Here is a 13,210-nt window from a genome sequence, read left to right as displayed (position 1 = left end):
CGCTTTCGTGAGCATGAACCTGGTGACCATGCTCTACCTGATTGCTTCGGTGTGCTTTATTCAGGCGCTCAAGGGACTGTCGCACCCGGCCAGCGCGCGGCGCGGCAATGCCTTCGGCATGGGCGGGATGGCGATCGCCGCCGTCACGACCGTGGTTCTGATGATGAAGCTGCAGCTCGACGCGGGCGGCAGCGGGCGCGGCCTGTGGCTCGTGCTGCTGGGCGTACTGGCGGGCGGCGGCATCGGCGCCACCCTCGCCCGGCGCGTCGAGATGACCAAGATGCCCGAACTGGTGGCGGCGATGCACTCGCTGATCGGCCTGGCCGCGGTGTGCATCGCGGTGGCGGCGGTCGCCGAGCCCTGGGCCTTCGGGATCGCCGGCCACGCCGCGGCGGTCCCGCTGGGCAACCGCATCGAACTGTTCATCGGCACCTTCGTGGGCGCGGTCACGTTCTCCGGCTCGGTGATCGCGTTCGGCAAGCTGTCGGGAAAGTACGAATTCCGCCTGTTCCAGGGCGCGCCAGTGCGCTACCCGGGCCAGCACATGCTCAACCTGGCGCTGGCGGTGGTCATGCTCGGCGCCGGGCTGGCCTTCGTGCTCGCGCCGGGCGAGCAGCCGGCCTGGATGCCCTTCGTGCTGATGACGGCCATCGCCTTCGTGCTGGGGGTGCTGATCATCATCCCGATCGGCGGCGCCGACATGCCGGTGGTGGTGTCGATGCTGAACTCCTACTCGGGCTGGGCGGCGGCCGGCATCGGCTTCTCGCTGAACAACTCGATGCTGATCATCGCCGGCTCGCTGGTCGGCTCGAGCGGCGCGATCCTCTCGTACATCATGTGCAAGGCAATGAACCGCTCCTTCTTCTCGGTGATCCTGGGCGGCTTCGGTGGCGAAGCCGCCGCGGCCGTCGCCGGCGGCGTCCAGCAGCGGCCGGTCAAGTCGGGATCGGCCGACGATGCCGCTTTCGTGATGGGCAATGCGGAGAGCGTGATCATCGTGCCGGGCTACGGCCTGGCGGTGGCGCGCGCACAGCACGTCCTCAAGGAGCTGACCGAGAAGCTGGCGCACAAGGGGGTCAGCGTCAAGTACGCGATCCATCCGGTTGCCGGGCGCATGCCGGGGCATATGAATGTCCTGCTGGCCGAGGCCGAAGTGCCTTACGACCAGGTGTTCGAAATGGAAGACGTCAACAGCGAGTTCGGCCAGGCCGACGTGGTGCTGGTGCTGGGGGCCAACGATGTGGTGAACCCGGCCGCCAAGGATCCGAAATCGCCGATCGCCGGCATGCCGATCCTCGAGGCCTACAAGGCGCGCACGGTCATCGTCAACAAGCGCTCGATGGCATCCGGCTATGCCGGCCTGGATAACGAGCTGTTCTACATGGACAAGACCATGATGGTGTTCGGCGACGCCAAGAAGGTGATCGAGGACATGGTCAAGGCGGTCGACTAGAGGAGGGCGGGCAGATGGAAAGCCTTGACATGGAAGTATTCGAAAGCGCGCTGGCGTGGCGCCGGGCCGGTCATGCGGTGTCCCTGTACACGGTCGTCGCCACCTGGGGTTCGGCCCCGCGTCCGCCCGGCGCGCTGCTGGCGCTGCGCGACGACGGCCTGGTGGCGGGCTCGGTGTCGGGCGGCTGCGTCGAGGATGACCTGATCGCGCGCATGCGCGCCGGCGACCGTCCGGCCCGCCCGGCCCTGCTCACCTATGGCGTGAGCAAGGAGGAGGCGGCGCGTTTCGGCCTGCCTTGCGGCGGCACGCTGCGCCTGGTGGCGGAGCCGCTCGGCGATCCCGGCTGGATTGCCGAGCTGCTGGCCCGTACCGCCGCCCAGCGGCTGGTGGCGCGCACCCTCGACATGGAGAGCGGCGCGGTCACGCTGGCCGATGCCAGCCGCGGCGACGTGATGCAGTTCGACGGCGGCCGCCTGGTGACGCTGTTCGGACCGCGCTGGCGGGTGCTGGTGATCGGCGCCGGCCAGCTCTCGCGCGCGTTCGCCCAGATGGCGCAGGCGCTCGACTACCAGGTGCTGGTGTGCGACCCGCGCGACGAATACGCGGCGCAGGCCTTGCCCGCCGGCGTGCGATACCTGTCCGGCATGCCCGACGACGCGGTGCTGGCGCTGCAACCCGACGCCCACACGGCCGTCGTGGCGCTGACCCACGATCCCAAGCTGGACGACATGGCGCTGATCGAGGCGCTCAAGTCGCCGGCGTTCTACGTCGGCGCGCTGGGTTCGCGCGCCCACACGGCGCAGCGTCGCCAGCGCCTGGCGCTGTTCGACCTGTCGCAGGACGAGATCGGCCGCCTGCACGGGCCGATCGGGCTGCACATCGGCAGCCGCACCCCGGCCGAGATCGCGGTCTCGATCCTGGCCGAGATGACGGCGGTGCGCCACGGCGTGCCGCTGACGCAGAAGAAGGAAGGATCGGCAGTGGCGGCGGCGCGCACACCGGGAACATGCCCGGCCTGAGCCCGCGCCGCTTCATCGTTGTTTATCGTCGTCGAAGGAGTGATCGATCATGGAAGTCGCCTCTGTACTGAAATCCAAGGGCCACGCCCTGTTCACCGTGACCCCCGATACCCGCCTGTCCGCATGCGTCATCACGATGGCGCAGGAAGACATCGGTTCGGTCGTCGTCATGGCCGGCCGCGAGCTGGCGGGAATCATCACGTTCCGCGAGGTGCTGCAGGTGCTGGCGCGGCGCCAGATCGAATCGCGGACCGGCCCGACGCCGCCGGTTGCGGAACTGCGCGCCGCGGACGTGATGGTCAAGCGCCCGGCGGTGGCCTGGCCCGGCATGGACATCGACGAATTGCGCGACCTGATGCTGGAGCAGCACCAGCGCTACATTCCGGTGCTCGACGGGAAGGAGCTGCTCGGCGTGGTGTCGTATCACGACGTGATGCGCAGCCAGAACGAGTTGCAGAAGTTCGAGAATGCGATGCTCAAGGCCTACATCGCCGACTGGCCCGAACAGGCGACAGCCCAGTAAGCGGCCTCCAGGGAGATACCATGGACCAGAGAGTGGTGGCGCCGGGCGCGGTGCAAACCTATGCGATGGAGGAACGCAGCGCGCACCGCGAGTTCGACATCCGCGACCAGAACGTGCGGGCGCCGCTGACGCAACCGCATCGCCACGACTATTTCCAGATCATGGTGACGCTCGAGGGCACGGCGCAGCAGACCATCGGCGGTTCCGTGCGTCCGCTGCGTCCCGGGACGCTGACCTTCGTGCTGCCCTACCGCGTGCACCTGGTGCCGCTGCCGGCAGGATCGCGCTTCGTCGTTCTCAACTTCGCGCAGCGCTTCCTGCGCCCGGAACTGGACGTCGATCCGCTTGACCTGGAAGACGTGCCGGTCTCGCGCGTGCCGGAGCTGGCGCCCTTCCTGTACCAGGAGTACCTCGATTTCGTGGTCGAGGAAGGGCGGGACCGCGACCATCTGCTTGGCCTGCTCGACCAGATGATCGCGGAGAACCGCGAACGGCGCTTCGGTTCGCTGGAAATCCTGCGCGGGAAGTTGTTGCAGCTGATCGGCCTGACCTGCCGCCGCCACGAGACCGAACTCCTGCGCCTGGCGACCGCGCGCACCAATTCGAGCGGAAGACGCGATGCGTTGTTACGCGTCTCGCGCTACATTCGCGATCACCTGTCCCAGGAAATGTGCCTGACCGACGCGGCCGCCGCAGCCTATCTGTCGCCCAATTACCTGGCGCACCTGCTGAAAAAGGAAATCGGCAAGAGTTTTACCGAGCTGGTCACCGAACGGCGGATGGAGCGGGCGCAGGAGCTGCTGACCAACACCCGGATGCGGATCGCCGAGGTCGCCCACGCGACCGGCTTCGCCGACGAGGGCTATTTCACGCGGCGCTTCCGCCAGTGCTACGGCAGGTCGCCGCGCGCGTTTCGCGAGACCGTGCGCGCAGCGGTCTCGCAGGACAAGGCGTGAACCCGGTCTAGGAGGCCAGCTGCCGCGTCGCCGTACCCGGCCGCACGGGCCCCTGCGAACCGCTCTGGCGCAGCACCGACTGCGCCTGGGTTCCCAGCCGCGACACCGATGTGCGCCGCGAGCCGAGCGCGAAGTCGCTGGGGCGGTTCAGGCCGGTGGCCACCACGGTCACGCGCATCGCGTCGCCCAGCGACTCGTCGAAGACCGCGCCGAACTTGATGATGGCCTCGTCGTTGGTCTGCGTGCAGATCGTGTTCATTACCAGCTTGGTTTCACGCAGTTTCAGCGTCTCCTCCGAAGCGGCGATGTTGACCAGCACCCCGCGCGCGGCGCGCAGGTTCGAGCCGTCGAGCAGGGGACAGGAGATGGCCTCTTCGGCCGCCTTGACGGCGCGGTCGTCGCCGGTGTGCTGGGCAGTGCCCATCATCGCCATGCCGGTCTGGCGCATCACGGTGCGGACGTCCTCGAAATCGACGTTGATCATGCCGGGCACGGTGATGATTTCCGCGATGCCGGTCACCGCCTTGCTCAGCACCTCGTCGGCTGCGGCGAAGGCCTGCTTTTGCGTGATGTCCTCACCGAGCACTTCTTCGAGGCGGCTATTCAGGACGATGATGAGCGAGTCCACGCAGCGCGCCAGCGTCGCGATGCCTTCCTCGGCCACGCGCATGCGCCGCGGACCTTCGAAATCGAAGGGCTTCGACACCACGCCGACGGTCAGGATGCCCAGCTCGCGCGCCACTTCGGCGACCACGGGTGCGGCGCCGGTGCCGGTGCCGCCGCCCATGCCGGCGGTGATGAAGACCATGTCGGCGCCCTTCAGCACATCGGCGATGAGGCTGCGCTCGCGCGTCGCGCTTTCGCGGCCGACGATCGGGTCGCTGCCGGCGCCAAGACCGCTTTCGCCAAGCTGGATTCGTTTCTCGGCCTGGGTGTTCGACAGTGCTTGCGCGTCCGTATTCGCGCAGATGAATTCGAAGGAGGACAGTCCGGAGGAGGCCATATGGCTGATGGCGTTGCCGCCCGCACCGCCTACGCCGATGATTTTGATGACCGTCTCCGGTTGGGGAACTTTTGATTCGGACAAGGAAGACTCCGTGTGAAATTGTGCGATCGGCCGGCCGTGATGATGCCGCCAAGAACGCTGACTGCTGCCGAGCCCATTAGACTACTTGCTGAGGCGCGCACGCGAAAGTTTGTAAACGTTTCAGTCGAAACCATTTGTAATAGCGCGTGCAATTACAGGGAAAGGGTGGCTTGGACCATGCGCGCCCGGAGCCAGCGCGCGCAAAAAAAAAGCCCGCTGCAGGAGCGGGCTGAATCTATTCTTGGAGGAGAATAGAGGAGACAGGAGCTATGTTGCTGCGTCGCAGCAAATTCGTCCAATGGTTGTTGGTGATGTCCGCGATAGATAAAACTGATGACGCTGCCTGCCGGGCATTGGCGTCCGGCTCAGGCCTGGTCGTTCAGCCTGCCGAGCAGTTGCAAGGAGAGGACACCCATTCGTTCCAGGTCGGACGCCGGAAAATCGGCGTAGATCGCGGCGAGCTTCGCGGATACCTCGGGCAAGGCCTGTTCGACAAGGGCGCGTCCGCGCTCGCTCAGGGAAATCATGACGGCGCGCCGGTCGCCCGGCTTCGGGCTGCGCCGGATCAGGTCTCTTGCGACAAGCTCGTCGCAGACACGGGTCAGGTTGGCGGGTTTTTCATGGCAGGCCTCGCTCAGCTCCGTGGCGGTCGAGGTTTCGTCGGCACTGCCGTAAAGAATCGCGAGCACGGTATAGCTGGTGTCGACGAGGTCGTACTTCTTCAAGACCGCGTTGGTCGTGTCGCGCAGGCCCTTCTGCAATTGATAGCTCATCCGGACCAGCCGCATCGGTTCGAGGGCAAAGCCCGGCATCCGGGTGGCGACCCTGCGCAATCGTTCGTCGGTTGGCCCAAAGTCGCTCATGTGCACTCCCTGCTGTCGGCACTGTGCCGTTCGTGATCTGTCTTCAACCGGCATTTTATCAGCCATGCCTCAAACGGTATCGCAAGCCGCTGAAAAGTGATTGGCCGGATCCGCCGCGTCTTCCTACCATGACGGATCGATCACTCTTTCCCGGACCACCCGATGACGATTGCCTCCCGCGCCGCGCCGCTCCTGCTGGCCGTGTGCTTCTCCGCCGCCGCATCCCCGGACTTCGCCAATCCGCTCGTCCCCCGGCGCGCCGACCCGCAGGTCACGCTGGACGCCGATGGCTATTACTACTTCACCGCCACCGTCCCCGAATACGACCGCATCGAGCTGCGCCGCGCGCGCGATCTCGACGGCCTTGGCAAAGCCGAAGCGAAAACCGTGTGGCGCAAGCACCTAGATGGGCCGATGAGCGCGAACATCTGGGCGCCCGAGCTGCACCGGATCGAGGGCAGATGGTATCTCTACTTCACCGCCGGCCGCGCCGACGCGCCTTTCGATGTGCGCCTGTACGTGCTCGAGAACGCCGCCGCGAATCCGATGGAAGGAAAGTGGGTCGAGCGCGGACAGCTCAGGACCGGATGGGAGTCGTTCGCACTGGACGCGACGACCTTTGCCTCGAAAGGGCAGCGCTACCTGGCGTGGGCGCAGCGTCCCCCCGGCGCGGCCAGGCACATGACGGCGGTCTACATTGCCCGGATGGATACGCCGTTGTCGATCGCCGGCCGGGCGGCCTTGCTGACCGCGCCGGAGTACGCGTGGGAGAAAGCAGGATTCGACGTCAACGAAGCGCCGGCCGTGCTGCTGAAGCATGGCCGCGTGTTCATGACCTATTCCGCCAGCGCCACCGATGCGAACTACGCCCTCGGCATGCTGGTCGCGCAGGATGGCGCCGACCTGCTCGATCCGGCCTCGTGGACGAAGTCGCGTGCGCCGGTTTTCGCGAGCAGCGCGGCCAACGGCCAGTACGGACCGGGCCACAATTCGTTCACGACCACCCCGGACGGCCGGACCGACATCCTGGTCTACCACGCGCGCAACTACCGCGATATCGTGGGTGACCCGCTGCGCGATCCGAACCGCGCCGTGCGTGCGCAGCCGATCTCATGGCGGCAGGACGGCATGCCCGATTTCGGCGTGCCGGTCGCCGACCACGGGCCGGTGCATGCGCTTGTGCATCCGGCGCAGCCCTAGCCAGACCGCGGCCGCCACCAGCGGCACCAGCGCGCCCGTCGCCAGGTCGGGATTGAGCGGCAGGCCCAGTGCCTTGGCGGCCTTGCCCGCATAGCCCAGCAAACCGACCACGTAATACGAGATTGCCGCGACCGACAGTCCTTCGACGGCCTGCTGCAGGCGCAGCTGCTGGGCCGTGCGCCGGTCCATCGACTGCAGGATCTGGCGGTTCTGCTCCTCCTGCACGATGCTCACCCGCGTGCGCAGCAGGTCGTTGACGTTGGCGATGCGGCGCCCGAGCGCTTCCTGGCGCGCCGTCACCGCTTCGCAGGTGTTCATCGCCGGCGTCAGGCGCCGTTCCATGAACTCGTCCACCGTCGGCACGCCCTCGATGCGGGTCTCGCGCAGCTCCTCGATGCGCGCCCTGACCAGCCGGTAGTAGGCTTTCGATGCCGACAGCCGGTAGCCGTTATTCAGCGACAGCTTTTCCAGGCGCGCCGCCAGGCGGGTGATCTGCCCCAGCAGGTCCTGCTCGGCGGCGGCGGAGGCGCCGCCCGCCACCATGCGCTCGGCCAGCGTGGCCAGTTCGGCCTCGACGTCGTCGAGCGCCGCCGCCACCGTGCGCGCGACGGGCAGGCCGAGCAGCGCCATCATGCGGTAGGTCTCGATTTCCAGCACGCGCTGGGCCAGGCGGCCGGCTTGCTGGGCGCGCATGTCGACGTCGCGCAGCACGAAGCGCGAAAAGCCGTCGGGCTGGATCGCGAAATCGGTCCACAGCTCGCCGCCCTGCATCACGCGGGCGCCGGCCAGCATGCCGGTGAAGTTCTGCTGCAGCGTGGCCGGATCGGCGGCGCCGCGTTCCAGCACCACGTGCGCGGCCGCCATCAGCGATCCGCGCAGGGCCGCGATCCAGGCTTGCGGCAGGTGCGCGAGCGGCACGCGGTCGAAGCTGTCCGCCGCCGTCGTCCCGGGATCGGGGACGCGCTTTTCGGTGAAGGTGTAGGTGGCGAACTCGGTATGGCATTCCCACTTCAGGCGGAAGCGTCCGAAGTCGTGGAAGAAGTGATTGGCCCCGGCATGCGGCGGCGCCACCCCGAAGTGCCCGCACAGCTGGGCAAGCAGCGCGTGCTGGCTGGGGTAGTGGCTGCTGCGCGAGCCGGACTCGCCGGCCGGGAAGATCGCCAGGTGGGTGAGCGCCTCGGGCGCCTCCAGTTTCAGGAAGGGGCGTGAATGGATCTCGGCGGCCAGCGGAATGCGCTGGGCGTGGTTCAGGCTTGCATTCGTCGTCATGGGTGCTCGGGGCCGTTCAGGAAAGCTCATATTAGCAGTCGGCGGTGGCGCAAAGCCAATCAGCTGTTGAAGGCTTCGGATATCGATTTTTCGTATATCTGGAAACGCAAAAGCCCCGGTTCTCATACCGAGACCGGGGCTTTTGCGTTCAGCGGGGACTTCCTGGCCGTCGAGGCTTACATCTTCCAGTGCAAGGCAGCCGAGACCGAACGTCCGATCTGGACCGTACCGAAATTGCTCACCTGTGCGTTACCCGCGTCGCCGAAGTGGTAGTACTGCTGCTGCATCTCGTTGGTCAGGTTGACGCCACTGATATCGACCGTCATGTTTTCGTTGATCTTGTAAGAGATCTGCATGTCGATACTCTTTTCCGGATGACGCCAGATACCAATCGGATTTGCAAACAGGGCGGCTTCATTGCCCGCCAGGAAGCCGGAGCGCCAGACATAGGACAAGCGTGCGCTGACCGGACCCTTTTCGTAAGCCAGGGTGGCGTTGTACGAGTTGTCGGATACGCCGAAGAACGGTGTCTCGAGCTGGGAGACGATGACGCCAGCGTCGTTGGCGTCGGGCACATTCTGCGACGAGTGGAGGTGCGTAAAGCTGCCCTGGAAGCCCAGACCGTCCAGCAGGCCCGGCAGCCCCTTCGGGAAGTAGATCAAGCCGAGCTCGGCGCCACTGATCTTGCCGTTGGAGGCATTGACCGGCGAGTTGACCACGTAGTCGTAGCCGTTCGTATGGTCGCCGCCCGAGGTCGAGTTGCGGAACGGGTCGTTCGCCGGATCGACGTGGACCCTGTGACGCAAGCCCACGACCAGTCCGTCGATGTTGCGCTTGAATAAAGTGCCGTAGAGTGCGCTGTCCTTCTGGAAATACCACTCGGCCGTCAGGTCGAAGTTCTTGGAGCGTGTCGGTTTCAGGTCCGGATTGCCGCCGCCGCCCGAACCATAACCGACCTTCGACACGTCGTCACCGAGCTGCAGGACAGGATTCAGGTCACCGAAGTTCGGACGGCGCAGGGTTTCACCATAGTTGAAGCGCGTCACGATGTCCCTGGATGGGTCGTAAATCAGGGTCAGGCTGGGCAGGAACTTGCCGGTCGATTTGCTGGCACTGGACGGCGTGACCGCCTTGGTGCTGGCATCAACCTTGTAGAAGGTCATGTCGGTCTTGACCTTGACGTAGCGCACGCCGAAGTTGCCGCGCAGGCGATGGCCAAACAGCTCGTTTTGGGTATTCCCCATCAGGAAGAGGTTGGTCGTCTTTTCATCGACCTCGAAGGTCTTCTGCAGGCTCAGCTGGTCCGTCGTCATGAAGTTCGGATCGACCGAGTTGAAGAGCTTGCGCCAGTCGTCGATATGGTCGCGGATGTAGTAGGCATTCGGTTCCACCCACGAGCGCGGAACGTCCGAGATGGCCTTGCCGAAGTTGGCGTTGGTGGAGGAGTATTCCGGACCCAGCGAGGCGAGGTTGCGGTTCAAGGCGCTCGATTGCGTCCGGTTGGCCTCCGAGGCCTTGCGGTCGTCGAAGCGCACGCCGAAGTGCAGCGTCTGCAGCGCACCCCAGTCGGCATCGAAGACGCCCGTCAGGTTGGCCGTCGTGGCGCTGCCCTGGTTGCGGTTGGCGTTATCGTAGAACTGCGCCACATTCCACTTGGCCGGGTTGGCCAGGTCGGCATCGTTGTTGAAATGGAAGGCCGTGTTGTTGCCGCCGTCATTGAAGTCGACGTTGATGGACGGTGCGACGCGATCGATCCGGGTGGCGGTGAATTCCGAGTGATAGCTGCTGGATTGGTAGGACAGATCGCCGTCCAGCTTCAGGCGATCGCCAAGGTTCCATTTGCCGTTCAGGGCGTAAATACGGGAGTCGGTTGCCGACGTCGTGTAGTCGCCGCTGTTGAAGCCATAGACGTTATTGACTTGGCGGGACTTGATGACGTTCGTTCCCGGGAAGGTCGTCATCGTCCCCGCAGGGTTGCTGCCGAGATCCCCCCACCAGTCGACGAAGCTGAACAGCAGGCGGTTGAAGGATTTATCACGATAACCGTTGTACATCGATTCGAAGGTATAAACCGAATCGATGTTCGGTTTCCACTGCAGGGCAATATTGGCGGCAGGACGCTTTCGCTCCCCCTCGACGTCGCTCTGGAAGACGGCGTCACGCGCCAGGTAATAGGGATAAGGCTTGCCGTTGAAATTCAGCGTCGAACCCGCTGCCATCGGCAAGCCGGTATGGGTGCCGGGGGTCCAGATACTGTTGTCGAAGATGCGCTGCAAGGGCGTATAACCTGGGGCATCTTCGGCGGCGTTCGGGCTGGCAAACGGCACCATGGCGCCCGGCGTCACGCTTTCATTGCGGTACTTTGTCCTGGTATCGGCCAGATTCACCAGGGCGCCGACTTCGCCGATGCCGGTTTGCCAGCGGTTGCTGAACATGGCGCTGAGCTGCGGATTGGCCTTTTTCGCGGGATCGAGATAGGTTTCGCGCGCCGACAGCGATACTTTCGGACCCTTGAAATCGAAGGGCCGCAGCGACTTGACGTCGATCTGGCCTGCAATCCCGGTTTCCAACTGGCTGGCGTCGCGCGTCTTGTAAACGTCGATCTGGCGAACCAGGGTCGAGGGAATGTCTTGCAGCGCGACCTGCGTGCCGGACGCGGTAAAGATATTGCGGCCGTTCCAGGTGGTTTCGACGTCGGGGAGGCCACGGATGGACAGGGTCCCGACTTCGCCGCCGGCGCGGTTGGTGACCTGGATGCCCGTCACGCGCTGCAGCGCTTCGACGACGTTATTATCGGGCAGCTTGCCGATGTCTTCGGCAACGACCGATTCCACGACCTGGTCGCTGGTGCGCTTGATCGCCAGGCTCTTGATCAGCGATGCCTTGACGCCCGTGACGACCACGGTCGAGGCCTCCGGCAGCGCCGTCGTTTCGGCCGCGGCTTGCGCCCACACCGAGGCGCTGCTGAGCACCCCGGCGCCCATCAGCGCAGTCACGGTCAGCTTCAAGGCCAAAGGACGTGCAGGTAGTTGCGATTTCATACATCTCCTGTGTTTCTAGTTATGGGAATTTTCTTCTAAAACTGTATTGCTCTGAAAGCATGGTAGAGATCCCCCGATAATCAATCCAATGATTTTTTCTGGGTTTTCCATATCAGTTTCGGTATCAGCCAGGGCGCCTGACAGGCAGGCCGACAAGGTGCCGCGTGCCATGAACTGCTGCAAAAGCCCGTTTCGCAAAGGGAAGACGGTGTCGGGACAGGCGGGAGAAAGGGGCGGCTGGATACGGGATTGGACCCATACGGAAAACGATATCGAAGCCCCAAGAAATATGATTGGATTAATCTCGGTCCAGCTCCTAAGATACCGCCGAGCATGTGAAAAAGTCATGCCGGATCGACGTAAAAAACATAACAAAGACCTAGGAGACAGGGTGCCGCGCGGGTGACGAGCGGGCGGCGCCCTTGCCGTTGAAGGAAGTCCGTATGCAAACCCAAACCCAGAAACTCTCCACCCTCGAAAAGGTGGGCTTCGGCGCCGGCGACATGGCGCTCAATGTGGTGATCTCGTCGATGATGCTGATCATTACCTTCTTCTACACCGACATCTACGGCCTGAAGACGACCGACCTGGCGCTGCTGTTCGTGGTCGTCAAGATCATCGGCGCGATCTCCGACCTGGCGGTGGGGCAGATGACCGACGCCTTCCTCACGCGCTGGGGACGCTACCGCCCCTGGCTGCTGCTGCTCGCCGTGCCCTACGGGATCTCGGTGTTCATGGTGTTCAGCACCCCGGACTGGAGCTACCACGCGAAGATGGTCTGGGCCTATTCGACCTACATCCTGATGACCGTGATGACCTCGGGCGTGGGTGTGGCCTACATTTCGCTGCCCAGCGCCCTGACCGCCGACCCGCAGGAACGCCTGTCGGCCAATGGCTACCGCCTGTTCCTGGCCAAGGTGGGCGCCTTCATGGTGACGATCGTGGTGCCGCTGCTGGCGAACCGCTGGGGCAACGGCAACCCGGCCGCCGGCTACCAGGCGGCGATGGCGCTGATGGCCGTGCTGGGCGTGGTCCTGTTCCTGTTCTGCTTCTTCACCACCACCGAGCGCGTGGTGCACAAGGTCGTGCGCCAGCCGCTCGGCGAGCAGGTCCGCGTGCTGCTGAAGAACGACCAGTGGCTGGTCCTGTGCGGCGCCTGCGTGACCGGCACCGTCGGCTACGTGATCCGCGGCTCGGTCGCGGTCTACTACGCCAAGTACTACCTGCACGGGGACACCGCGGTGGTCTCGGCCTTCCTGTCGACCGGCGTCGCGGCGGCGATCCTGGCGATGGTGGTGTCGACCTGGGTCACCAAGTTCTACTGCAAGGTCAAGCTGTTCCGCTACACCCAGCTGGTGGTGGCCGTCCTGTCGGTGATGATCTTCTTGCTGGTCAAGCCCGGCGATACCGTGACGGCATTCGCGCTGTACTTCGCGCTCTCGCTGGTGGTCGACCTGCACGCGCCGGTGTTCTGGTCCGCCATCGCCGAGACCATCGACTATGGCCAGGTCAAGACCGGCAAGCGCGTCTCCGGCTTCGCCTTCGGCGGCATCTCGGTGGCGCAGAAGGCCGGCATGGCGGTCGCGGGCGGCATGGTCGGCATCCTGCTCAGCTACTTCGGCTACCAGCCCAACCAGGAACAAAGCCAGCTCGCGCTGCAGGGCATCGCGCTGATGCTGTCCGTGATCCCGGGCTTCTTCCACTTCCTGATGGGGGCGCTGATGTTCAAGTACCGGATCAGCGATGCCTATTACGGGACCGTGAAGGAAGAACTGCGCCTGGCCGCGCACACCTGACTC

The 13,210-nt window shown here is 64.8% G+C and carries 11 protein-coding genes; 6 read left to right on the top strand and 5 right to left on the bottom strand.

Annotation, left to right across the window (positions count from 1 at the left end; translation table 11 throughout):
* The first annotated feature begins 7 nt into the window (after nt 1-7).
* From AM586_RS04020 to AM586_RS04005, 4 genes are read left to right on the top strand one after another with little or no spacing between them, the layout of a single operon-like run.
* Complete coding sequence (locus AM586_RS04020; protein ID WP_197416433.1) at nt 8-1,453, top strand: NAD(P)(+) transhydrogenase (Re/Si-specific) subunit beta; 1,446 nt, start codon at nt 8-10, stop codon at nt 1,451-1,453.
* Nucleotides 1,454-1,467: 14 nt separating this feature from the next.
* Nucleotides 1,468-2,472 (top strand): XdhC family protein, encoded by a 1,005-nt coding sequence (locus AM586_RS04015; RefSeq protein ID WP_052233809.1) that lies wholly within the window; start codon nt 1,468-1,470, stop codon nt 2,470-2,472.
* A gap of 49 nt (nt 2,473-2,521) precedes the next feature.
* Entirely contained in the window at nt 2,522-2,995 is a 474-nt protein-coding gene (locus tag AM586_RS04010; RefSeq protein WP_052233810.1) for a CBS domain-containing protein, read from the top strand.
* Between the two features lie 20 nt (nt 2,996-3,015).
* Nucleotides 3,016-3,951 (top strand): AraC family transcriptional regulator, encoded by a 936-nt coding sequence (locus AM586_RS04005; protein ID WP_052233811.1) that lies wholly within the window; start codon nt 3,016-3,018, stop codon nt 3,949-3,951.
* A 7-nt stretch (nt 3,952-3,958) separates the two neighbouring features.
* On the opposite strand, the gene ftsZ is transcribed toward AM586_RS04005, so the two are convergent.
* Nucleotides 3,959-5,038 carry a cell division protein FtsZ gene (ftsZ, locus tag AM586_RS04000; RefSeq protein WP_052233812.1) on the bottom strand — a complete coding sequence of 360 codons (1,080 nt, stop codon included), beginning with the start codon at nt 5,036-5,038 and terminating at the stop codon, nt 3,959-3,961.
* A 365-nt stretch (nt 5,039-5,403) separates the two neighbouring features.
* Nucleotides 5,404-5,901: a MarR family transcriptional regulator gene (locus AM586_RS03995; RefSeq protein WP_052233813.1), complete on the bottom strand. Its 498-nt coding sequence runs from the start codon at nt 5,899-5,901 to the stop codon at nt 5,404-5,406.
* A 162-nt stretch (nt 5,902-6,063) separates the two neighbouring features.
* Here AM586_RS03995 and AM586_RS03990 point away from each other — a divergent pair, with 162 nt between their 5' ends.
* Nucleotides 6,064-7,101, top strand: a complete 1,038-nt coding sequence (locus AM586_RS03990) for a family 43 glycosylhydrolase (protein WP_082439630.1) — start codon at nt 6,064-6,066, stop codon at nt 7,099-7,101.
* Here AM586_RS03990 and AM586_RS03985 read toward each other — a convergent pair.
* From AM586_RS03985 to AM586_RS27975, 3 genes are all read right to left on the bottom strand, one after another.
* A complete protein-coding gene (locus tag AM586_RS03985) occupies nt 7,012-8,370 on the bottom strand; it encodes a DUF3422 family protein (protein WP_052233814.1) in 1,359 nt (452 codons plus the stop codon). The genes AM586_RS03990 and AM586_RS03985 overlap by 90 nt on opposite strands.
* 176 nt (nt 8,371-8,546) lie before the next feature.
* The gene (locus AM586_RS03980; protein ID WP_052233815.1) at nt 8,547-11,411 is read right to left on the bottom strand and encodes a TonB-dependent receptor; all 2,865 of its coding nucleotides are present in this window, start codon (nt 11,409-11,411) and stop codon (nt 8,547-8,549) included.
* A 15-nt stretch (nt 11,412-11,426) separates the two neighbouring features.
* On the bottom strand, nt 11,427-11,582 hold the full coding sequence (locus AM586_RS27975; protein WP_156328177.1) for a hypothetical protein: 156 nt from the start codon (nt 11,580-11,582) through the stop codon (nt 11,427-11,429).
* A gap of 272 nt (nt 11,583-11,854) precedes the next feature.
* Here AM586_RS27975 and AM586_RS03975 point away from each other — a divergent pair, with 272 nt between their 5' ends.
* Nucleotides 11,855-13,207 carry an MFS transporter gene (locus tag AM586_RS03975; protein ID WP_052233816.1) on the top strand — a complete coding sequence of 451 codons (1,353 nt, stop codon included), beginning with the start codon at nt 11,855-11,857 and terminating at the stop codon, nt 13,205-13,207.
* Nucleotides 13,208-13,210: the final 3 nt, after the last annotated feature.

Source organism: Massilia sp. WG5, from assembly GCF_001412595.2.
GTDB lineage: Bacteria > Pseudomonadota > Gammaproteobacteria > Burkholderiales > Burkholderiaceae_D > Telluria.
This window is presented reverse-complemented; position numbering and strand designations above follow the sequence as displayed.